General features: G+C 69.6%; 13 protein-coding genes. 5 read left to right on the top strand and 8 right to left on the bottom strand.

All coding sequences use genetic code 11. The features are described 5' to 3' along the window. Positions 1-55 precede the first annotated feature (55 nt). The 6 genes from B0I29_RS38015 to B0I29_RS37990 all read right to left on the bottom strand — a co-directional run bounded on the left by B0I29_RS38015 (position 56) and on the right by B0I29_RS37990 (position 8,639). On the bottom strand, positions 56-1,069 hold the full coding sequence (locus B0I29_RS38015) for an RICIN domain-containing protein (protein WP_111654014.1): 1,014 nt from the start codon (positions 1,067-1,069) through the stop codon (positions 56-58). 159 nt (positions 1,070-1,228) lie between these two features. Beyond that, positions 1,229-3,952, bottom strand: a complete 2,724-nt coding sequence (locus B0I29_RS38010; protein WP_111654013.1) for a VIT domain-containing protein — start codon at positions 3,950-3,952, stop codon at positions 1,229-1,231. Then, the gene (locus B0I29_RS38005) at positions 3,949-4,626 is read right to left on the bottom strand and encodes a MerR family transcriptional regulator (protein ID WP_245973099.1); all 678 of its coding nucleotides are present in this window, start codon (positions 4,624-4,626) and stop codon (positions 3,949-3,951) included. Before B0I29_RS38005 ends, B0I29_RS38010 begins: the two co-directional genes overlap by 4 nt. A 201-nt stretch (positions 4,627-4,827) precedes the next feature. Then, the gene (locus B0I29_RS38000; RefSeq protein WP_245973096.1) at positions 4,828-6,789 is read right to left on the bottom strand and encodes a M6 family metallopeptidase; all 1,962 of its coding nucleotides are present in this window, start codon (positions 6,787-6,789) and stop codon (positions 4,828-4,830) included. Between the two features lie 183 nt (positions 6,790-6,972). Beyond that, positions 6,973-7,743: an ABC transporter permease gene (locus B0I29_RS37995; protein WP_111654010.1), complete on the bottom strand. Its 771-nt coding sequence runs from the start codon at positions 7,741-7,743 to the stop codon at positions 6,973-6,975. Continuing rightward, a complete protein-coding gene (locus tag B0I29_RS37990; RefSeq protein ID WP_111654009.1) occupies positions 7,740-8,639 on the bottom strand; it encodes an ABC transporter ATP-binding protein in 900 nt (299 codons plus the stop codon). Before B0I29_RS37990 ends, B0I29_RS37995 begins: the two co-directional genes overlap by 4 nt. Positions 8,640-8,769: 130 nt before the next feature. Here B0I29_RS37990 and B0I29_RS37985 point away from each other — a divergent pair, with 130 nt between their 5' ends. Together B0I29_RS37985 and B0I29_RS37980 are read left to right on the top strand one after the other, a co-directional pair. Continuing rightward, positions 8,770-10,134 (top strand): sensor histidine kinase, encoded by a 1,365-nt coding sequence (locus tag B0I29_RS37985; protein WP_245973095.1) that lies wholly within the window; start codon positions 8,770-8,772, stop codon positions 10,132-10,134. Then, positions 10,131-10,784, top strand: coding sequence for a response regulator (locus tag B0I29_RS37980; RefSeq protein ID WP_111654063.1), 654 nt, complete (start codon positions 10,131-10,133; stop codon positions 10,782-10,784). The genes B0I29_RS37985 and B0I29_RS37980 overlap by 4 nt, the downstream gene beginning before the upstream one ends. A 342-nt stretch (positions 10,785-11,126) precedes the next feature. Here the strand turns inward: B0I29_RS37980 and B0I29_RS37975 are convergent, their stop codons facing one another. After that, positions 11,127-11,393, bottom strand: coding sequence for a hypothetical protein (locus B0I29_RS37975; RefSeq protein WP_111654007.1), 267 nt, complete (start codon positions 11,391-11,393; stop codon positions 11,127-11,129). A 125-nt stretch (positions 11,394-11,518) separates the two neighbouring features. On the opposite strand from B0I29_RS37975, the gene B0I29_RS37970 reads away from it, so the two are divergent. Next, the gene (locus B0I29_RS37970) at positions 11,519-13,837 is read left to right on the top strand and encodes an amino acid permease (protein WP_181558185.1); all 2,319 of its coding nucleotides are present in this window, start codon (positions 11,519-11,521) and stop codon (positions 13,835-13,837) included. Between the two features lie 102 nt (positions 13,838-13,939). Here B0I29_RS37970 and B0I29_RS37965 read toward each other — a convergent pair whose 3' ends face one another. Then, on the bottom strand, positions 13,940-15,112 hold the full coding sequence (locus B0I29_RS37965) for a dipeptidase (RefSeq protein ID WP_111654006.1): 1,173 nt from the start codon (positions 15,110-15,112) through the stop codon (positions 13,940-13,942). A 350-nt stretch (positions 15,113-15,462) separates the two neighbouring features. Between B0I29_RS37965 and B0I29_RS37960 the strand changes: the two genes are divergently transcribed. Together B0I29_RS37960 and B0I29_RS37955 are read left to right on the top strand one after the other, a co-directional pair. Next, the gene (locus tag B0I29_RS37960; protein WP_111654005.1) at positions 15,463-17,040 is read left to right on the top strand and encodes a CBM96 family carbohydrate-binding protein; all 1,578 of its coding nucleotides are present in this window, start codon (positions 15,463-15,465) and stop codon (positions 17,038-17,040) included. A 313-nt stretch (positions 17,041-17,353) separates the two neighbouring features. Further along, a complete protein-coding gene (locus B0I29_RS37955) occupies positions 17,354-22,801 on the top strand; it encodes an OmpL47-type beta-barrel domain-containing protein (protein ID WP_245973094.1) in 5,448 nt (1,815 codons plus the stop codon). The last annotated feature ends 51 nt before the right edge of the window (positions 22,802-22,852 follow it).

Genomic DNA, 22,852 nt, shown 5'->3' with positions numbered 1-22,852 from the left:
ATCCGTCTGTGCAAGGCTGCACACAATGGGGCAAGGTCACAGAAGCGCGGGGCGGTCAACGGAAGGACCATTGCTGGTTGTTGGCGCCGGTGCATCGGGTGACGGTGACCTGTTTGCCGGGGCGGGCGCCGAAGTACGGGTCGGTGAGGCACTGGCCGTTCGCCGCGTTGGTGAGCCGGCCGTTCTCGTCGAGCGCCCATTGGGCGGTGGTGCGGGTGTCGCAGCCGGTCAGCTCGACGGTGCCGTCGCCGACCAGGTAGGCGCACATGTCCAGCACTTCAAGAGTCTTGTCGGCGTTCAGCCGCCAGCGTTGCGGGCTGGTGCCGTTGCAGTCGTCGACGTGCACTTCGCGGCCCTCCGCCGCGTCGCCGCCGCGCAGGTCGAGGCAGAGGCCGTTGCGGCTGGTCAGCGCGCCCTGGGCGGTCAGCAGCGGGTCCGCCGGAACCAGCTCGGCCGGCGGGATCGTGGTGGTCGTCGCTGCCGGGGCGGTGGTCGTCGCCGTAGTGGCAGCAGTCGGCGCGGCCGTTGGGGTAGTGGTCGGTGGCGACGTGGTCTGGGTTCCGGCAGTGCCGGTCGTGCCGGCGGCGCCGGTCTGCCCGGCCTGTGCGCCGCCGTCGCCCTGGCCGTTTCCCGCCGTGCCGTTCCCGTCCGTTGTACCGTTCCCGCCCGCCGTGCCGTCGCCGATGCCGCCCGCCGCGGGATCGGCGGTCGCCTCGGTGGACGGGGCCGGACCGGTCACCACGGGCAGGCCCTGGCCGGGCAGAGACGTTGACACCGCGGGCTGGATGACCGGGCGCAGCAAGGCGTAACCGGCGATGGCGAGGACCGCGGCCGCGCCCGCTCCGACCAGCAGCATGGGGCGGCGCCGGCGGTGGCCGGGTGGCTTGGGGCCACCCGGCGCGGGGCTCGGCACCGTCGGAAGCAACTGGGTCGGAATCTCCCGCGTCGGGTCGGCCGGCCAGGTCGCTGTGGACGGCTCGGTCTCTTGTGGGCCGTCGTCCTGGAGCACGAACGGCCGAACCAGGAGTGGTTCCCTGGTGTCGCCGCCGTCCTCGCCTGTTGAACCCACTACTTACGCCACCCCCCGGTCAGGCACATCGGTGAACCAACTTACCGGGCCGGGCAAGGCAGCGTGGGGAAGCCGTTCGGTCGATCCCTGCCATCGGTGCTGTTTGATGTTGGTTTGTCCTGTTGGGTTGGACAGTGGGTGTGTCCGGAGTCGGGCGGCTCAGCGCTTCCAGAACGGCTTTTTCTGCTTCGGGGCCGGTGCTGGTCCGCTGGTTGCGCTACCGGAGTCGCCTGCTTTGGACGTGCCGGTGCTTGATGTGGCGGTGCTTGATGTGGCGGTGCTTGATGTGGCGGTGCTTGATGTGGCGGTGCTTGATGTGGCGGTGCTGAAGTCGCCGAGGATGTGCAGGGCCGCCGGCCATTTCTCGTCGAGCGGGGTGTCTCCACGTAGGAGTGTGATGAGCTTCCGAAGCTCCTCCACCTCGCTGCTGACGACGGAACTGATCAGCACCTCCAAACGGCTGGCGAGGTCGTCGAGCTGGTCGCGGCGATCCGCTGCGGGCAGACCGGCGCCGTCACGGAGGCGGTCGGCCTCCACCGCGGCGAGCTCCCGGATCTCGGCGATGGTCGTCTCGACGTCGGCGATCGGCAACGCTCCGGTCCGCCGAGATCGGGCCGCGGCGGGAGCAAGGAAGCCGCGCGGAGCAGCCCCCGCGGGTGCGCCTCCGATCGGTGCGCTTCCAGCCTGTGCGCCCCCGGCTTGTGTGCCCCCGGCCTGTTTGCCCCCGGGCTGTGTTCCCGGCAAGCCGCCGCCGGGAGCGCCGCCGCCATGGCCGCCGCTGGATTGGGCTCCGCCGCCTCGGAAACTGCCGCTGGATTGGGTTCCGTCGGCTTGGACACCGCCGGTTTTCGCGCGCACCGGGCTGAATCCCGGACGGCTGGGTGCCGGTGCGGGAGGCGCCGGGGGAGCGGCGAGAGGCATCGATGACATCGCGTCAGGCGCTCCGAACGGGGATGCCGACACGCCGAGGAAGCTCGGTGCCGCGGACGCAGGAGCCGGCATCTCCCAGCCCGACGGCAACTCGACCGGCTGGGTAACCCGTTTGCCCTGGCCGCCCTCGTTCACCACACGCTGGTCCACTGCCACGTAGGCGGTGAAGCGGCACAGCACGCCGAACCGTAGCGAGGTCCGCACGATCTCCTGCTCGACATCGTGGTCGCCGGCCGCGTACGCATCCTCGAGGTCTCGGAGCCGGGCCCGCGCCCAGAGTGAGGTGACCGCGGGCTCGGAGCGTTGCTGGACCGTGACAGCGGTCCGGAAGTCCTGGTCGTCGCGGGTGCGTCCGGTGATCGTGAGGGTGCCGCCGGACGCGCCCGAATAGCGCCCGGTCACCACCAGCGGGACGCCCGGGTAGAGGCCGGGCAGCCGTGCGGGACTGCGGCTCCCCCCGGACATGGTGATGCCGTCACCGGTGATCGTCAGGCCGGTCACGACGGGCGCGCCGATCCGGCGGTGGATGTGCTCCATCGCCTCGTCGAGCCGGTCCTCGCTCTCCACCAGCTCGGATCGTCCCGCGCCGAGTGCGGCGAGCCGACCCAGGAACCCGGCGTTGACCGCCCGGTCGATGCCGACGGTGTGCACCCGCGTGGAACCGATGAGCGGCCGCACCTCCTGCACGATCTGGTCCTCGTTGCCCACCTGACCGTCGGTGACCAGCACCAGCACCCGGTCACGCCCGGCGCTGTCGGACAGCAGGGCCAGGCCGGTGCTCAACGGCGACAGCAACTCGGTGCCGCCGCGCGCGTCGGCGCGAGCCAGATGCTCGACCGCGCGGTAGCGATTGCGGTCGGAGGCCTCGGACAACCCGTCATCGAGCCCGGCCGGGCGCTCGATGTGATGATCGAAGGTGAGAACGGCGAACCGGTCGGCGCTGGTCAGCGTGTCGATGACTCGCGCGGCGGCCCGCCGGGCGGCCACCATTTTCCAGCCACCCATGCTGCCGGAGCGGTCGAGCAGCAGGACCACATCTTTCGGCCGGGGCGGCGTCGTGGTGTCGGGCGGAAGGACGACGAGCTGGTAGGTGCCGTCGCCGTCACCCGGATCACCGCTGTTGTCGGCACTGTCACCGTCGGGCACGGCGACGGCGGACTCACCGCCGGGTGCGTAAGCCAGCCGGAGCACGAAGTCGCGGTTCGCCCGCTCGCCCGGTGCGATGCGCAGAGTCCCGTCGTGCTCGGTGACGGTGTGCAGACTGGATCGAACCTCGCCGAGCTCCAGCCCGGCCGGGTCGAGGTCGACACCGATCGACAGCTTCAGCGGGTTGGGGAAACCGGGCAGCAGCACCGGCGGGGAGATGCGCGACGCGTCGGGGGCGGCGTCGGTGTCCTGCTGCTGGCCGTCGCCCGCGGAAGGCCCCGGCAACGGCGTGCCCGGCACGTATCGCGGCGCCACCACCAGAGGGAACCGGAAGGTGGCCGCGCCGTCCTCGTACGGAAGGGGGCCGACCAGCCGCAGCCGGACCGCCACGCGCTCGCCCGGCAGGATGTTGCCGACCCGCATGGTGAAGACGTCGGGTCGTTCCTCCTCGGCGATGGAGGCGCGCTGACCTGCGGCGATAGCTCGGTCGTACTCCTCGCGGGCCTCGCTGCGCTCATGCAGCTCGGCGACGACGGTCCGGTCGGCGGCGGTCATCGTCATGCCGGTGACGGCCGCGCGGTCCGGCAGGGGGAAGACATAGGTCGCCTCGAGCGCGGTGTCGTGCGTGTTGACGAACTCGGTGGTCAGCTCGGTGCGCACGAGCAGGCCGCTGATCGAGGCGCGCACGTCGAGAACGTCCAGCGGCAGGTTGCCGCGGTCGGTGCGGAGGCTGCCGAGGCCGGCGTCGGGCAGTTCCCGGAGCCGCTCCAGCTCCGCCGGACCCATCGGATTGACGGAAATGGTCATTCGTTTCTCCCATTGGTCAGCCCACGGGACGCGAGCAGTTCGAGCAGAGGACGAGCGGCCGCGGCGATCTCGTCACGGCCGAGCCCGGCCGGGGGATCGGGAACCAGCAGAATCACGCCGCCGCCGAGCGGAAAACCGGTGATCAGTGGCTCGTCGGAGGCCTGATGTGCGGCAGGCGTGATGTCGTGGTCAAAACTGGCGAAACCCGGCGGTGCCTTTTGCCAGTCGATCGATGGCAATGCCGTGCGGAGCACGGGCGATCCGGCGTCCGCCCCCGTTTCGCCGGCGGCCGACGTGTCGCCCGCCGCCGGCGCGTGTTTCCAGAACGGTGGCCGGGCTGCGTCCTCCGCCGCCGGCTCATCGGTGGTCAGGAGCCCATCGGGTACGCGAGAAGCGGCCGCCAGGGTTTCGTCGGAGGCGCCCGCGAGCTCCGCCTGGATCTCGGCAAGGGTCTGCCCGGACGCTTGGCGTCGCTTGATCGCGACCAGTTGCATCAGGTGGCGTGGCCCGTAGAGGGCCGTGCGCCCGCGGGTGCCGAGCGGCCGGTCGACCAGGCCGATCGTCGAATACCACCTGATCGACCTGCGGTCGGGCAGGTCGCGGACGCGTCCGTTGGGTGCGCCGGGGTATTCCGCGGCGAGAGCCGCGTGAGCCCGCTCGACCAACTGCTCCATCGTCCACATGCCAGAAAGTTTGACACTGTCATCGTGACACTGTCAATATCGGAGGCGCCGGAAGGGCGGCCGATTCGGGGGAACGGTGGTGGCGCGATGACGGCGAAACGCAGGGGCAGTAAAAGAGGTGCCCGCCGCGGGCACTCAGGTGCGCCGCGGCGGGCAGAGGTTCCGGACAGGGCCGAGCGAGGTGGGGCCGATCTACGGCTGAGTCTGCTCCTGCACGGGCAGGGGCCTGCCGTTCACGACGAGGGTGTACGGGGCGTATTGCTTGACCGTGCCGGTCGGTTCGTCGTAAGCGACAATCGCGGCGACCTTGGGGTAATCGTTGAGCCGGTCGAAATCCTCGAGGGGCACGATTTTGGCCCGTGCCCGCCCCAGTCCGACCAGCGTCACGTGCCAGTTGTGCACGGGCGTCGGCCGGACCTGGGTGGGCGACTTCCAGGTGCCCAGCGAGACGTTGTCGATCTTCTGGGTGCCGATCGAGAGGTCGCCGACGTGCCAGCCACCCAGATTGACGGCGCTGTCGCTGACATAGCGGAAACCGAGGAAGACACGCTTGCCGGCGTACGCGGAGAGGTCGAACTTCAGGGTGACGTCGGTGGCCTGGCCGGTGATCGCCGCGCCGAGCGGGCCGGTGACCGTCTGGTCGCCGGCGACCATCTGATACGTCCGCCCGCCGTCGGCGGAGACGGTCACATACCCGTAGTCGAAGTCCTGTTCCAATTCGTACGACGTGGTGAAACGCAGGATCGGGTCCGTCGTCGGGACGTCGGCCGGCCGGACCGCCGCGGCATCGGTGTCGGGGGTGTTGCCCGAGAAGAGCTTCCCGTCGTCGAGCGTCCACTTCAGCGGGATCGGCGGCAGCGACGCGGCGCCCTGGAAACTGACCGATCGCAGCTCGGTCGGCAGCCGGACGTAATCGGCGCCGTTCGGCGGCGCTCCGGGGCTGCCGTGAGCGCCCGGGCTGCTGAGGTTGACGGTGGAACGCAGGCTGCGCGCGGTGACTCGCTCCCTGCTCGCGCCCTTGATCATGCTGCCCGGCTCGTCGGCTGGCTTGTCCACCAGCGTCATCGTCTGAAAATCGTGCAGGACGTCGTAAAGCGGCGTCTTCTTCGGCAGCACGGCGGCGAGGGCCTCCAGGCCGTGGTGCACCGAGTCCCGGTGCAGTCCGGAGAGGACCTTCGGGCCGAACCGGTCGTGCAGATACAGCATGAGCTGATAGGTGATGCCGTAATCGGCGAGGACCGCGTCGGCGCCGCCCTCACCCCACAGGTTCAGCGAGTTCGCCGGCCCGTCGCAGTCGCGCGGATTCGGGTTGAACGCGGTCTTCACCACACCGAATCCTTGGTAACAGGAGAGGTGGTTGTCGAAGCCGCGGTGGTACACGCCGAGGCGGGAGTCGACGTAACCGGTCAGGGTCTGCGCGTAATCGCTGAGGCCCTCGTCGACCCAGGTCGTCTCCTCCGGGTCGGTGTAATAGCTGAGCAGGTGGTGCCACTCGTGGGCGAACGTCGACTCGTACATCCAGGGTCGTGCGGGGCGGCTGCTGCACAGGTCGGCGGTCGGCTCGTTCGCCGGGTTCGCGCCCGACCGGTGAGCCCAGTCGAACGCGTCGATGGTCATCACGTTGCGATCGAAGAGTTCGTTGAGTTGCTCGGAGAAGAACCCCGAGATGTACGTGGGGCGTTCCGGGTAACTGAAGTAGTTGTCGTCGCGGACGTTGTCGATCAGCGTGACGGTGCGGTTCCCGGCGCCGGTGAAATCGCCGTCGATTCCCGGGTTCACCCCGCTGCGGTCCGGCGGCGTGCTGAAAGCGGCCGTCTCCTTGGGATAGATGTTCTCGTCGAACTCTCGTACCAGGCCGGCGACCTGGGCGTCGGTGATCTCGGTGGCCTTCGCGCCGCGGCAGTCACCGGCAGGGAAGGCGAGATCCTTCGCCACCCACACCTCGATGTTCTTGCCGGCGGCCCGCAGCACGTAATCCTTGCGGTAGACGTCCCCCTCGACCTCGTTCAGCCCGGCCCACTTGCGGACGGTACCGACCGGCGGGGTGTCGGCCGCGGCGCGGCGGCCCGACGGCGCCGGCTGATAGGTGGCCGGCGGCAACGGCTCGCCGTCCAGAGTCAGCCGGGTCGGCGGCGTGAGTTCGCGGGAGTCCACGGCGGGTGCGGTGGACAGTGGAGACGGCGGTGGCGCGGCGGAAGCCTCAATCGCGGTTGCTGGAGCGGCGAAGATGGGGATAGTAACCGCAATAGTCGCGAAGCTCGCAAAAAGGGTACGCGTCACGTCTCGCGACGCTACCCGCGATCGCGAGATCGTGACGCCAACACCCGGCGTTGTGGATCAGGAAACCTCCCGACGGAGCACACGAATCGCCCCGAGGAGCAGGGGAAGCGCGACCCAGACCGCTGCCGAGACCGCCAGCCGGGACCATTCGCCGCCGGTCATGTCCGGCTCGGTCATGGCCTGCGAGGTCGCATTGAGGTCCAGCCACTCCGAGGCGGTGCGCAGGCCGCTGATGGCCCCGCCGAGCACTGTCCAGACCGTCGGCAGGGCGAAGTAGATGACGATCGCCAGCGGTGTGTTCAGCAGAAGCGCGCCGAACCCGATCCCCATCAGCACGAAGATCACCTGGAGAAGGAGACTCTGCCAGATCAGGCTGCTGTCCAGGGACCACGACGCGTCGCCGCCGAGCGGGCCGGCGATCAGATTGGCGAGGGCGGCCAGCACGGCGGTCGTGGCTGTGGCGGCGATCGCGATCAGCGTGCCGGCAGCGAGTTTCGCCATCAGCACCCGGCCCCGCGCCGGGACCAGGGTGAAGGTGGACAGCACGGTCCGTTGCGACCACTCGCTGGTGACCGACAGGATGCCGAGCACCGGCAGCAGCACCGCCGAGGGCAACAGCCCGAAGGTGTAGAACGCGGCGAACGTCTGGCTCTCGTCGTCAGCCCAGCCGAGCTGGATCGCGGAGGTGCCCGCCGTGACCAGGCCGATGATGATCAGCAGCCAGAGGCCGGCCCGGGTGTCGGCCAGTTTCCGCAGTTCGACCGCGATGAGCCGGGTCATCGGCAGGGTGTCGGTTCGCGTGGGGGACGGGGTGGCGACGGCGGTCATCGGCTGATCTCCTCGAGGCCTGTGGTGGCGGTGAGTCGCAGGAACATCTCTTCAAGGCCACCGGAGCCGGCCGGGCGCAGCTCCAGCAGCACGACGCCCGCACCGGCTGCCGCCTGGGCGAGGGTCTGCGCGTCGGTGGGCACCAGGAAGCCGCCGTCGGCGGACCGTGACGAGGTCACGCCCATCCGGTCGAGCAGCGCCTCCAGCGCGGCAGGGTCGGTGGCGCGTGCCACGGTGCCGGCGGTGCTGAGCAGGTCGTCCTTGTCACCCTGGGCCAGGATCCGGCCCTGCCCGATCACGACGAGCTGGTCGGCGACCGCCTCCACCTCCCGCAGCAGGTGCGAGGAGAGCAGCACGGTGCCGCCCCGGTCGGCGAAATCGCGGAGCAGGCCGCGCATCCAGAAGATGCCCTCCGGGTCGAGCCCGTTCGCCGGCTCGTCGAGGATCAGCACGGCCGGGTCGCCGAGCATCGCGTACGCCAGGCCCAGCCGCTGCCGCATGCCGAGCGAGTACGCCCGGACCCGCCGCTTGGCCGCGGTCTTGTCCAGCCCGACCTGGGCGAGCCGCTCGGGCACCCGGCCGGCGTCCAGCCCCATGGTCATCGCCGCGAGAGCCAGCGTCTCCCGGCCGGTGCGGCCGGCGTGCTGCGCGGAGGCGTCGAGGAGCACGCCCACACGTCGTCCAGGGTTGCCGAGCTGCCGGTACGGCACGCCGCAGACGGTGGACCGGCCGCTGGTGGGCGGGGTGAGGCCGCAGATCATCCGCAGCGTGGTGGATTTGCCGGCACCGTTCGGACCGAGGAATCCGGTCACGGTGCCGGGCTCGCAGGTGAACGACACGTCGTCCACGGCGCGGTGTGCACCGTACGTCCTGGTGAGGTTCTCGACCGTAATCATGCGACCAGCGTGCTGTCCGTGGTCGGTCCACCGCGTCGGCCAACGGTCGATGGCCGCGAACCTTTGTCGATACTTTGGTTACAACTTTGGTCGGTATCGGCGCCCGGCGCCCGCCCGTAGAGTCGATCCTGTGGGGGCATCGTTGACCGAGTACCGCTGGTTGTGGCCGTCCGCGCTGGTAGCGGACCCGGCCGGTCCTGTCGCGGGCCGGCGCTCGACCAGGGACTGGGCGGTCGACACCCTCTGTTTCCTGATCGGGTTCGGCTTCACCCTGCTCGTCACGGGCGATCTGCTCCGGCCCGATCCGGCCGTGATGGCCGGCTGGTCATCGGTGCCGTCGTGGGTGATTGTGCTCGACGGCGTGCTGAGCGTCATCGCCGCGATCGGGCTCTGGTGGCGGCGCCGCTTCTTGCTGCCGCTGGCCCTGTTCGCACTGGCGATCGCGCCGTTCTCGCTCGCGAGCGGGTTCACTCTGTCGATCGTGCTGTTCACCATCGCGGTGCACCAGCGGTTCGCGATTCTGGCGGCCTATGTCGCCGCGACGATCGGCACCAACGCCATCTTCTCGATGGTGCGGCCGGAGACCGGGGCCGGGTTCTGGGAAACGTTCGGGTGGGGCACGACCGGCCTGGTGATCGTGGCGCTCTGGGGCATGCTGGTCCGATCCCGGCGCCAGCTGATCGTCTCCTGGCGCGAGCGGGCCGAGCGCGCCGAGGCGGAGCAGCAGCTGCGTGTCGCGCAGGCACGGGTTTTGGAACGCACCCGCATCGCCCGCGAGATGCACGATGTCCTCGCTCACCGGATCTCGCTGCTCAGCCTGCACGCCGGCGCGCTCGAGTTCCGCCCGGACGCGCCACCTGACGAGATAGCCGGAGCGGCCGCGGTGGTCCGTGCCAGCGCCAACCAGGCGATGCAGGACCTGCGCGCGGTGATCGGGGTGCTGCGGACGACGAACAGCGCCGACGATCAAGCCCCGGAGCGGCCGCAACCCACGCTGAGCGCGCTGCCCGCGCTCGCCGACGAGTCCCGGTCGGCGGGAGTCAAGGTACGGCTTAACGTGACGGCCGAACCCGACGCGGTGCCGGTGGCGACCGGGCGAGCCGCGTACCGCATCATCCAAGAAGGTCTGACGAACGCGCGCAAGCATGCCCCGGGGGTCTCCGTGTCGGTGGCCGTCCGCGGAGCGGCGGCCGAGGGTCTGACCGTAGAGGTTCGCAACCCGATGCCGACGGTGTTGCCCGGCGCACCCAAGGCTGCCGTGGGTGGCCCCGGAGCCGCGATCTCCAGCGGTTCGAGCCATCGAGGGCCGGGCGCTGGTGGTTCAGGTCTCAGCGGTTCAGAGCTGAGCGGTTTGATGGCTGGCGGTTCGGTGCCCGGCACCGGGATGGGCCTGATCGGTCTCGCCGAGCGCGCCACGCTCGCCGGTGGCAGGCTCGCGCACGGCCGGCACGGCAACGAGTTCGTTCTCTCCGCGTGGCTGCCGTGGGCGCCGTGAAACCGGTCCGGGTTTTGATCGTCGACGACGACCCGCTGGTGCGTGCCGGACTGTCGATGATTCTGTCGGGCGATGCCGAGGTGCAGATCGTCGGGCAGGCGTCCGACGGGGGCGAGGTGCCGGCGGCGGTCGCCGAGCATCGGCCCGACGTGGTGCTCATGGACATCCGGATGCCCGGTGTCGACGGGCTGACCGCGACCGAGCTGCTGCGGCGACGGCCGGAGGCGCCCGAGGTGCTGGTGCTGACGACGTTCGACGCGGATGAGTTCGTGCTGGGTGCGTTGCGGGCCGGGGCGAGCGGGTTCCTGCTCAAGGACACACCGCCGGGTCAGATCAAGGCGGCCGTGCTCCGGGTGGCACAGGGCGAGGCCACGCTGTCGCCGAGCGTCACCCGGCAACTGATCGCCCATGTGGCGGCCGATTCCCGGCCGGACCGCACCGGGGCGGAGGAGCGACTCGGACGGCTCAGCGCCCGGGAAAGAGAGGTGGCTCTGCTGGTGGCGCAGGGCAAATCGAATGCCGAGATCTCCGTGGAGCTGCACATGTCGGTCGCGACGGTGAAAGCGCACGTGTCCCGGGTGCTTACAAAGCTGGACCTGAACAACCGGGTGCAGGTGGCACTTTTGGTGCACGACGCCGGCCTGGCCTGATTCGCCCGGTTCGCGCTGACTCAACGAGATGCGGCCGGCCACCCGCGCGGGGCGGTGACCCGTGCAAGCCGGTCACTCGCGCAAGCCGGTCACTCGCGCGGGTCGGTCACTCGCGCGGGTCGGTCACTCGCGCGGGTCGGTCACTCGCGCGGGGCGGTGACCCGTGCAAGCCGGCCACTCGCGCGGGCCAGTCGCTCGCGCGGGTCGAGCACTCGGGCGGGTCGAGCACTCGGGCGGGTCGAGCACTCGGGCGGGTCGAGCACTCGGGCGGGCCGGCTATTCGGGCGGGCTGGTCATGCGGGCTGGCGGGTCACTCGAAAGGTCGGTCGCTCACGAGGCGGGTCACTCGAAGAGCGAGTGGTCGCGGTCGCCCTCAGTGCGCTTGCGGGCCTGGCGGCGCATCTGCACCACCACGATGTCGATCACGGCGAACACGGCCCAGGCGGCCAGCAACCATCCGGGGAGGGTCCAGCCGGTGCGGAACAACAGGATCGACAGAACAACGCAGACGACCAGGCCGAACGTGGCCAGAGCCAGTCGCAGATTCAACGGGCTGTACGGCTCCTCGACGGTGCCGCGACGTCCCCGGGGCTGCGGTCCGATCGGCATGCCGGGAGCCTACCCATCGGTGGAGGTGCCGAAACTTGACCCTTCATGATCGAGAACTTTCTATATCGCTGATCCGTTGTGGACGCGATGATGGGAGACGGTCATACCGTTGATTAGGAGGCGCCATGCCACAGCCGGTCGCCGAGCGCCGTCTCGGCACGTGGCCGATCTTCGTCATCGCGGTCTCCGCCATGACACCACTCACCGTCGTCGCCGGAGCGCTGCCGCTCGGGTACGGGCAGGTGGAGGAGAAAGGCATCCCGGTCGCGTACATCCTGGTCGCGGCGGTGCTGGGCGTCTTCGCGGTCGGGCTTGCCGCGATGGCACGGCACGTTCCGAACAGGGGTGCGTTCTACGCGTACGCCGCGGCGGGGTTGTCCCGACCGGCCGGTGTCGGTACGGCATTTGTCGCGCTTCTCGCCTACAACGCCATGCAGATCGGCCTCTACGGCGCCTTCGGTGTGGCCGCGCACAACGCGATGGCGATCTTTGGAATCGAGATCACCTGGGTGATCTGGGCGTTGCTCGGGTGGGCGCTGATCGCCGTTCTGGGTCGGTTGAACATCGATTTGAACGCTCGTATCCTGACCGTCCTGGTCTGCGCTGAAGTGCTGATCGTGCTGATCTTCGATGCCGCCATGCTCCGCAACCCGGCGGGCGGCACGGTTTCCTTCGCCACCCTCAACCCCGCGCTGATCGCCAGCGCCGGGGGAGTGGCGCTGCTGGTGGCCGCGGTGGCCGGCATGGTCGGTTTCGAGGCCCCGCTGGTGTACGCGGCGGAGGCCCGCGACCCGCGCCGGACCGTTTCCCGGGCGATCGCGCTCACCCTGCTGGTCGCCGCGGTCCTTTACGGCGGCACCGCCTGGGTGATGTCGGTCGTCGCCGGGCCCGACCAGATCGTCGCGGTCGCCGCCGACCACCTCGACGACCTGTTCTTCTTCCTGCCTGAGCCCTACCTGCCGGCCGTGATCATCGACCTCGGCCGGATCTTCTTCGCGACCAGCCTGTTCGCCGCGATGCTGGCCTTCCACCACACCGTCGCCCGGTACGCGTTGACCGTCGCTCGCGAGGGCGTCTTGCCGTCGTCACTGGCCCGTACCCGCAACGACGTGCCGGTCACCGCGTCGTTCGCCCAGTCCAGCCTGGCTCTCGGCGTACTCTTGCTGTTTGCGCTCTTGACCTTGAACCCGACCACCGACCTCTTCTTCTTCGGCACGGTTTCTGGCGGCCTCGGCGTCCTGGTGCTGATGTTGATCGCGTCGATCGCCGTGGTCCGGTACTTCCGGCGTGGTGATCATGGCGAGACCCGCTGGCGCCGCTCCATCGCGCCGTGGGTGGCGGCGGTCTTCCTCGGCATCATTCTGCTGCTCACGGTGGTGTCGTTCGGCATCCTGCTGGATTCGGACAATCTGCTGAAGGTGTGGTCGCCGCCGCTTGCGTTCCTGCTGCTCTTCATCGGGGGCGTGCGCTGGGGGAGAAAGCTGCGGCGCGAGCGCCCCGAGGTGTACGCGGTGATCGGTACCGGACAACCGCCGTCCGCGCCGGTCGCGGGTGGCGCAGAGGAAGACCCGCCGGCGGACGAGGCGGAGCAGTGGGAAAGCACGGAGACTCCGGAGAGCGCCGTGGCCGCGGGGGGCACTGGGGCCGCGGGGGGCACTGAGACTCTGGAGGACGCCGGGACCGGGGAGAACACCCGTGACGCCGCGTCGGATGATGCCTCGACTGATGTGGCGGACTCTTCCCCGACCGCTGCGCCAGCTCCTGCCGGTGATCAGGCGGACACGACCGCGCCCGCTGATGTGGTGAGTTCGGCGGTTGGCGCTGAGCCGGTTGGTCCCGCAGTGCAGGGGGCGTCAACTGCTGGAAGTGAGCCCGCCGGCCCTGTGCCGACGGTGGCCGGCGAGACGGTTGGCCCGGCGGAAGAAGGTGAGTCGCCGGCTCCGCGGGTGCCCAGTCCTCGCAAGCGGACGGCGGCGAGCCGGACCCCTGCGCGGCCGGCTGATTTCTCGGACGATTCGCGGCTGCTTGCTGAGTCCGCGGAGACACCTCCGGTGAACGGCGCCTCGGCCGCGCCTGGGCGGACCGCGCCTCCGCGGCGGGTCCCGCGTGCGCGGCGCGCGCCGGAAGAGGGAACCGCCGCGAACGCGTCCTCGGCGGCTGGTTCTGGGTCGGCGTCGCTGGAGGGAGCTTCAGCCGAGCCGGCCGCAGCGGGAAGCCCGGCTGCCACGGAGAGCCCGGCTGCAGCGGAGAACCCGGCCGCAACGGAGAGCCCTGCTACTGAGGAGACCTCGGAGCCGACTGTCGTGACGCCCGCCGAGGATGTGGCGGAGGCCGGTACTGACGCACCTCGGCCGAATGCCCCGGGGACGCCGCGACAGCGTTCACCGCGCAGCCGGCGTCCGGAGACTCCGGGCGCTGCTGACGCCGATCGGCAGGAGGACTAATCAGGGACAGCTGGGCAGGACAGCGCGGCACGGCGCGCCGCAGCACAGCGCACCGGCACCGGACTGCGCCGGCACCGGACTGCGCCGGATAGCGCGGTGCGGTCAGTGGTTCGGGGGCCAGAGCAGCTCCTCCGCTGACTCCTCGGCCTCGCGCATCACCCGCACGATGTTGTCCGAGCCGAGCTTCGCCAGGTCGGCCTCGGACCAGCCTCGGCCCCGGAGTTCGTCCAGCAAGCGCGGATAGCCCGACACGTCCGACAAGCCCGCCGGTACCTCGGGGGTTCCGTCGAAGTCGCCGCCCAGGCCTACGTGGTCTACGCCGGCTACCGCTCGGGCGTGGTCCACGTGGTCGGCTACCTGGGCGATTGTGGCTGCCGGTTTGGGGTGGGCGGCCAGCCAGGTGCGGAAGGCCGGCTCGGCGGCCGGATCGAAGACGGGTGTCGCCGGCACTGACGATTCGCCCGGGCGCGGGGAGCGGGGCCATTCCTCGGCCGAGGCCATGGGTGGCAGGCCGAGGCGTTCCCACTCCGCGTCGGCCGCCGCAGCCCAGTCGCGGGCCGCGGGGGAGACGAAGTACGCGACGAAGGTCAGCTGCACCACCCCGCCGTTCGCGGAGAGCCTGGTCAGCACGTCGTCGGGGACGTTGCGGACGTGGTCGGTGACCGCGCGGGCGCCTGAGTGCGAGAAGATCACCGGCGCGGTTGCCACGTCCAGGGCGGCGTGCATGGTCACCGGCGCCACGTGTGAGAGGTCCACGAGGACGCCGATGCGCTGCATCTCGCGTACGATCGCTTGCCCTTCGGCCGTGAGGCCGCCCACCGCCGGCGCTTGCGCCGCGGAATCCGCCCACGCGGTGTGGTGGTTATGGGTCAAAGTCACATACCGTACGCCCAATCGCGCGAGCGAACGCAGCACAGCCGTCGACCCGGCGAGGCAGTGCCCGCCCTCGACGCCGATCAGTGAGGCGATCCGCCCCGCCGCCATGATCCGTTCCGTGCCGGCGGCGGTGTACGCGATCTCCAGCTCGTCCGGATAGGCGGCGACCATCCGGTGCACCAGGTCGATCTGCTCCAGCGTGGCCGCGAGGGCGACCGGCTCGGGGAGGTCGGACGGCACGTAGACGGACCAGAACTGGCCACCCACCCCGCCGGCGCGTAGCCGTGGCAGGTCGGTGTGCAGTGGCGGGCGCGGCTGGTCGAGGCCGGCCACGCTCGAACCGTGCCAGCCACGCAACCGCATCGGCAGGTCGTTGTGGCCGTCGATGATCAGCGTCATGCTCCCTGGCTACCGGATTCCTGGTGATCGGGGCAAGGTTCAGCCGAAATCCGGGCGGAACTCGCCAAGATCGCACAGAGAAGGAGGGCGAACATAGCGGACGAAACAGGGGAGCCGGGGCCCCGCCGGCACGGGGGAGAGCCGGCGGGACCACCACCACCACCCAGCCGGGGAAAGCCGTGCGGCAGCGACCAGAAGGGTCGGCCCCGCGCTCGCCGACATAAGAGAACCGGAGCCGGAATCTCCGCAACCTCTCCGCACCTTTTCGGGTACTCGACCCGCAACCCACGACCCGCAATCTTCTCTACATGCCCGGCGGACATCCGCTGGACAAAACGGGGGAGATTCGAATGCGACGTGCCAAGCTGCCTAAGTCACTGACAGCTCTGACCGCCGTTTTCGCGGGCGCCACCGCCGCGTTGATGCCGATGTCCGCCGCTCAGGCGGTCGTCGTCAAGACGAACACCAAGGGCACCAAGGAGATGTCGGTTCAGGCCGGCGACGACGCCTACACCTCCTCGACGCGTAAGTCGGCGAACTTCGGCGTCGAGGACAAGCTGGTCGCCGGCAAGATCGGCACCGACCTGAAGACCTCGTTCCTGAAGTTCACGATCCCGGCCGGCACCGATGTGACCGCCGCGAAGCTGTTCCTGAGCCCGCTGGGCAAGCCGTCCGGCAAGATCAGCGTCAACCGCGTCCTCGACAACTCGTGGACCGAGGGCAAGCTGACCTCCGGCAACGCGCCGAAGCTGGGTCTCGCCATCGCGAGCGTGTCCCCGAAGACGACCGACACCCGGGTCGGCTTCGACCTGAGCTCCGAGGTCTACGGCGCCGGCACCTACTCGTTCGCGGTGTCCGCGACCGAGACGGTCCGTTTCCAGTCGGCCGAGAACGCCGCGAAGGGCGGCCCGGAGCTGACCTTCACGACGACGTCGGCCCCGGCCGCGCAGACGGAGACGAAGAACCCGACGGGAGCCCCCAAGGTGGGCACCGACTGCAAGACCGACGCCAAGCTCGTCCCGTCCTGCGGCGTGCTCTGGGGTGGCGCGGCCGGCGGCTTCACCAACACGCCGCGTGACATCGCGCTGAAGGACTGGGAGAAGCTCAGCGGCCGTACCGCGTCGATCTTCCACCAGTACCACAAGGGTGACGAGGTCTTCCCGACCAAGTCCGAGATCGCCATGACGAACGACCCGGCCAACCCGCGGGTCCTGCTGCTCAACTGGAAGATCGCGTACGGCTCGGACTGGTCGAAGGTCGCCAAGGGCGAGCAGGACGCCCGGATCGACGCGTTCGCCGCCCGTGCCAAGGCGTTCAACAAGAAGTTCTTCCTCGTGCTGAACCACGAGCCGGAGAACGACGTCATCGCGAAGGCCGGTTCCGGCTGGGAGGCGAAGGACTTCGCCGCGATGTACCGCCACACCATCGAGCGTCTGCGCGCCAAGGGTGTCACCAACTCGATCAACGTGATGGCGTACATGGGCAACGAGAAGTGGATGGCGCAGTCCTGGTGGGCCGACCTCTACCCGGGCAACGACGTCGTGGACTGGATGGGCCTGGACTCCTACGTCTCGGTCGAGAAGGGCTACTACCACTTCGGTGACTTCGGTGACCTGCTGGACCGTAAGCCGAAGAACGGTGGCCTGGGCTTCTACGACTGGGCCGTCGCCAAGGCGCCGGGCAAGCCGTTCATGGTCGCCGAGTGGGGCGGTTACCACCGCGTCGGTAAGTACGCCGACAAGAACGCCGTCTACAACGACGTCCTGCCCGAGCTCGCCAAGCGTCCGGCCATCAAGGCGATCGTCCACTTCGACACGAAGAAGGACGACCAGGGCGACCGCGACATCAGCATCGACAGCACCCCGGCCAGCCTCGCCGCGTTCAAGAAGCTGGCCGCCCACCCGGTCTTCAACGTCAAGATCGGCTGACACCACCCACTGAGAAGCGCCGCCCGGCATCTGCCGGGCGGCGCTTTTTCGCATGCCCAAGACCAAGCCCAAGATCAAAACCCTCCCTGGGTACGGGCTAACAGCGCACTTTCGGATTTCGGCGGCGTTGTCCGGGTAAGCCGGACAATCACTGTGGACGACGCGAAGACCTGCGGAAACCAACCCGTTGACACGATCGCAACGTGCTGCAACCATTCCCGAAAAGGTTTTCGGGTCTTCTCGGCGCAGCCACCCGCGCCGAGGGTGTGCCCTGCCTTGAAACGAAAGGCCATCAGGCGAAAGGCGTCCGCTTGTGACATCGCCAGCGAGACCGAAAGTCCACCGAACCGCTCTCACCACCGGCGTGCTCCTCGCCGGGCTGCTCTCCGTCCCCGCCGCCGCGCAGGCGGCACCGAACGCGACCACGCCGTACCCGGTCTTCACCGGCAGCGCGAACCCGGTGCCCGACGAGCGCACCGGGTACCACGCCCGTAACCAGCTCCAGTCCATCTTCGACGCCGACGTCGCGGCCGGGGCCGGGAGCAGCACGGACAACGACTTCTGGATCGACCGGATGCTGGCCCGCACCGGCAACACGCCGGGCGGGTCGAACGGCGACGCCAACCAGTTCCTGTTCAGCCGGGGCCGGGCCGTCTTCATGAAGACCCACACGCCGGGCACGCTCGGGTTCGGCGGCGAGGTCGCGTACATCGAGTCGATCGCCGGCGGCCAGGGCGCGTACACGATCACCGCGTCGGTGAACGGTGCGGACATCACGCTCACCGAGGACGCCGCCGCGCGCAAGCAGACGCCGAGTTACTGGCGCAGCGTCTTCACCAGCACCGCGGCCGGCCTGCGGGTGGTGCAGACGAAGTGGATCACCGACGCGAACGTGGCGGTGACGAGCCTCGAGGTGTCCAGCACCACCGGGTCGGCCACGAACGTCCAGTTCACCGCGAGCAGCCCGTTCGCGCGTACCCAAGAAGGAGCCGGCGGCGAACTGACCGGCTCGACCCGCGCTTTCAACAAGCTGACCAACCTGTTCCCCCGCTTCAGCGGGGACGGCTTCGCGCCGGTCGACGGAACCCTGCGGCAGACCGTCGCGGTGCCGGCGAGCGGTTCGGTACGCACGAAGGTGCAGCTGGGGTTCGTCACGAAGGAGATCCCGGAGTCGGCGACGGAGTACCGGGACGTCCGCGAGAAGAGCCCGGCGGCCGCGTTCACGGAGCACGTGACGGCCTACAACCGGTGGTGGGCGCAGAACGTGCCCTATCTGGACACGCCGGAGAACAACATCGACAAGACGTTGTTCTATCGCTGGTGGCTGATGCGGTTCAACTTCCTCGACGCGGACATCCCGGGCAACGACTACCAGTTCCCGACCGCGATGGAGGGTGTGCTCGGCTACAACAACGCGATCGTGCTGACCACCGGCATGTTCGTCGACGACCTGAAGTACTTCCGCGACCCGGCCTACTCCTACGGATCGTGGGTCTCGGCCGGTGAGGTCGCGAAGAGCGCGAAGTACGTGGACAACCCGGGTGACCCGGCGAACTGGTCGAACAGCTACACCGAGTACATCTCCGAGGCGGCGTGGCGGTCCTACCAGCTGCACGGCGGACCGAAAGTGATCGCCGAGAACCTCGCCGGGTACGCGGAGAACGACGTCAAGGGTGTCCAGGACGCCTACGACTTCGACGGCAACGGGCTGCTGGAGTACAGCTGGGGCGCGATGACCGGCAACGACGCCGACGCGGTGTCGTTCGACTGGCGGGCCGGCAACATGGACCGCACCGAGAGCGCGTACCTGTACTCCAACGCCAAGGCGTCGGCGGCCGCGTACCGGACCGCCGGGAACGCCGCGAAAGCGGCGGAGATGGAGGCGTTCGCCGAGCAGATCAAGACCGCCGTGCTGGACGTGCTCTGGGAGCCGGCCCGCAGCACCCCGGACGAGATGGGCCTCTCCGGCAACCTGCTCAAGCACCGGCACGTGGCCACGAACAGCCTGGTCCCGTGGAAAGAGATCAACAACTACTACCCGTACTCCGTCGGGCTGATGCCGAACACGGCCGAGTACCGGGAGGGCCTGCGGCTGTTCGCCGACGACACCCAGTACCCGATCTTCCCGTTCACCACGGCGAACCAGGCCGACAAGGCGGCCGCGGCGGCGCAGGGCGACCCGGGCAGCAACAACTTCTCGGTGATCAACTCGACGGTGACGTTCCGGATGCTCTCGTCGGTGCTGCGGAACTACCCGTCGCAGTACGTCAACGCCGAGTGGTACAAGAAGCTGCTGTACTGGAACGCCTGGGCGCACTACCAGAACAACGGCGACAACCGGTACCCCGACCAGAACGAGTTCTGGGCGGACGGCTCGGCCGCGAACCAGAGCATCGGGTACCGCTCGTGGATCCACCACACGATCCTGGGCGCCACGAACTTCACCGTCATCGAGGACGCGATGGGCCTGCGCCCCCGCGACGACGCGAAGATCGAGCTGGACCCGATCGACGTGGGCTGGGACCACTTCACCGCCAACAACATCAAGTACCGCGACAAGGACCTGACTGTCGTCTGGGACGCGCCCGGTGGCACCCGCTACTACGGGTCTGATGTCCCCGAGGGCTACTCGGTCTACCTGGACGGCGAGCTCGCGTTCACCGCGGACAAGCTCGGCAAGCTGGTCTACGACCCGGCGACCGGCCAGGTGCAGGCGGCGGCCGGGATCACGGTCGGCAACGTCGCCACGACGAGCGTCAAGTCGCCGCAGGACGTCTCGTTCGGCGCCGGCGCCCGGGTCGTCGACGTGATGGCGAAGGCGGGCGCGGACATCGCTCCGGCCAGCACCGGCTCGGCCAACGTCGCTGCTCGGAGGCCGGTCACCGCCAGTTTCGAGGCTTCCGGCCGGGGCGCGGCGGGCGCGGTCAACGGGACGACCGTGAACGAGCCGTTCTGGGGCACGGCGGGCTCGCCGGACGCGCAGGACTCGCTCACCATCGACCTCGGTGGGAAGAAGGACGTCGACGACGTCCGCGTCTACTTCTACAACACCTCGACGACCGCGACGGTCCAGGGTTACGCGCCGCCCGCGCAGTTCACCGTGGAGTACGACAACGGTGACGGCTGGAAGGCCGTGCCGGGGCAGAGCCGGTCACCGGCCTATCCGCGCGGCAACCTGAACCAGGTCAGATTCGACGAGGTCACGGCGGAGAAACTGCGCGTCACCGTGCAGCACGCGCCCGGCTTCAAGACCGGCATCAAGGAGATTCAGGCCTTCGGTACGGGAGTCACCGCACCGGATCCGGTCAACGCCCCGCCGCTCGCCGACGCCTGGCTGGACTCCAGCTACAGCGCGGCCGGCTCGGTACGCCTGATCGGCCTGGCCCAGGACGACGGCAACCCGGGAACCCCGGTGACCGCCCGCTGGTCGGTGGCCGACGCCCCGGACGGAGGCTCGGTGGCGTTCGACGCCGTCACCTCGCCGAGCACTGTCGCCCGGTTCACCAAGTCCGGCCGCTACACACTGCGTCTGACCGTCGGTGACTCCACGAAGGACGTGGTGGTCACCGCCAGCGCCCTGACCGAGGGCGAGATCAACGTGGCGTCCACGGCGACCCCGTCGGCCAGCTTCACCGCCGGCTGGAACACGGTGAACGCCGTCAACGACGGCAAACCGGCCCTGTTCGCCGGTGGCGTGCAGACCGACCTGTGGGGCACCTGGTCCGGCAACGAACCGGCCACCCGCTGGCTGCAGTACGACTTCCCGTCGGCGGTCCGCGTCGACCGTGCCTCCGCCGACTTCTGGTCGGACAGCACCACCGGTGGCAGCGGTGTCGCGGTGCCGAAGTCCTGGAAGGTGCAGTACTGGGACGGCACCGCGTGGCAGGACGTGACCGGCGCGACCGGTTTCGACCCGGCCGTGCGTGGGCGTACCAACGCCGTGTCGTTCGACCCGGTCACCACGACCCGGCTGCGCGCGACGTTCAACGCGCTGCCGAACGCGGCGGGTACGGCGTACTCGGCCGTCGGCGTCTCCGAGTGGCGGGTGTTCGCGGCCGCCGCGGCGTCGATCCAGGGTGTCGACGTGCGTACCCAGGTCGGAGTGGTCCCGGTGCTGCCGTCCACGGTGGACGTCACCTATGCCGACGGCGTGCGGCTGCCGGTCCCGGTGGCGTGGAGCACGGTCGGCGCCGGTGACGTGGCCGGGATCGGCGACTTCACGGTCACCGGTTTCGTGGCCGGAACCACGCTGACCGCGACCGCCCGCGTCTGGGTGCGTGGCCCGGACCCGGTGCAGATCAACACGGTCGACCCGGTGGCCGTCTCCACCGCTGCCGGTGTCGCACCGGCACTCCCGGCAGGGGTGACCGTCGGGTACAACGACGGCTCGCGGCAGAGCGGCATCGCGGTGACCTGGTCCCCGGTGGACCCGGCGAAGTACGCCGCGGCGGGCACCTTCGAGGTGTCCGGGCAGGTCGCCGGCACCGACAAGACGGCGACCGCGACGGTGACGGTGGGTGCGGGTGGCCCGGCGGACACCGCGCCGCCGGTGACGACGCTGACGGCGGCACCGGCTGACCCGTGGACATCGGCGAACGTCACGGTGACCGCCACTGCGACGGACAACCGCGATACCTCGCCAAAAATCCAGATAAATCGGACAGGCAACGACTGGGCGGATTACACGACGCCGATCACCCTCACGGCCGAGGGCGAAACGACGATCAAGGCCCGGGCCACCGACAAGGCGGGCAACGTCTCCGCCGTCACCGAGAAGACAGTCGGCATCGACCGCACCGCACCCACGGTCAAGGCGGCCTTCGACGCGGACGACCGCACTGTCACCCTGAGCGGCACCGATGCGCTCTCCGGCATCGCGACGCTGCAGTACCGCATCGGCGACATCGCCTGGACCACGGCGGCCGGGGCGATCCCGGTCGGATCCGCGGCTGCCACGATCGAGTTCCGCTCGGTCGACAGGGCCGGCAACACGTCCACCACCGGCTCGATCGACGTCGCGGCCGGCCAGGCCCCGGCGAACGTGGCCCGGACCGGCGTCGCGTCCGCGTCGTTCACCCCGGGCTGGCTCACCGCCGGCAATATCGCCGACGGTGTCACGCCGACCGGTCCGATCGGCCCGAACACCGATGTCTGGAACACCTGGCCGCAGGTCGGCGAGCAGTGGATCCAGCTCGACTGGGCATCGCCGGTCACCGTCGACCGCAGCCGGATCTGGTTCGCCGAGGACATCGACGACTCCGGCACCGGTGTCGCGCCGCCGTCGGCGTGGAAGCTGCAGTACTGGACCGGGACCGCATGGGCAGAGGTGGCGAACCCCGGCGCGTATGGAACGTCCGCCACCGCCTGGAACACGGTGACCTTCGACAAGGTGACCACCACCAAGCTGCGGGCGCTGCTCACGGCCAGGGGCACCGAGGAGGGCAAGGGCGCTCCCGGCGTGCAGGAGTGGGAGGTCTACGACGTTCCGGCGGTGGCGATCACCGTCGAGGCCACCGCGAAATCGCAGTGCATCGGGAAGAACGCCTACGTCGCGGTGACCGCCAAGAACGTCGGTGACGAGCCGGTCACCGTCGAGCTGATCACGGCGTACGGCTCGAAGACGGTCGCGAACGTCGCGCCCGGGAAGTCCGCCTACCAGACCTTCAACAGCCGGGCCGTCTCCGTCCCCGCCGGTGAGGCCACGGTCAAGGCCGGCGGCACGCAGATCACGGCGCCGTACACCGCGATCACCTGCGGATGACCTGTCGCCGGCGGCTTCCACCGAGGCCGCCGGCGGCACCCCCCAACAGCG

Source organism: Actinoplanes lutulentus, assembly GCF_003259845.1.
Taxonomy (GTDB): Bacteria; Actinomycetota; Actinomycetes; order Mycobacteriales; family Micromonosporaceae; genus Actinoplanes; species Actinoplanes lutulentus.
The sequence above is the reverse complement of the archived record's forward strand: the minus strand, read 5'-3'. Positions and strand labels throughout refer to the sequence as shown.

Coding starts and splice junctions, on each gene's coding strand:
- B0I29_RS37970 (WP_181558185.1), top strand. CDS start 11,519: ATGCCACAGCCGGTCGCCGAGCGCCGTCTCGGCACGTGGCCGATCTTC.
- B0I29_RS37975 (WP_111654007.1), bottom strand. CDS start 11,393: ATGCCGATCGGACCGCAGCCCCGGGGACGTCGCGGCACCGTCGAGGAG.
- B0I29_RS37990 (WP_111654009.1), bottom strand. CDS start 8,639: ATGATTACGGTCGAGAACCTCACCAGGACGTACGGTGCACACCGCGCC.
- B0I29_RS37995 (WP_111654010.1), bottom strand. CDS start 7,743: ATGACCGCCGTCGCCACCCCGTCCCCCACGCGAACCGACACCCTGCCG.
- B0I29_RS38010 (WP_111654013.1), bottom strand. CDS start 3,952: ATGACCATTTCCGTCAATCCGATGGGTCCGGCGGAGCTGGAGCGGCTC.
- B0I29_RS38005 (WP_245973099.1), bottom strand. CDS start 4,626: ATGGAGCAGTTGGTCGAGCGGGCTCACGCGGCTCTCGCCGCGGAATAC.
- B0I29_RS37960 (WP_111654005.1), top strand. CDS start 15,463: ATGCGACGTGCCAAGCTGCCTAAGTCACTGACAGCTCTGACCGCCGTT.
- B0I29_RS37965 (WP_111654006.1), bottom strand. CDS start 15,112: ATGACGCTGATCATCGACGGCCACAACGACCTGCCGATGCGGTTGCGT.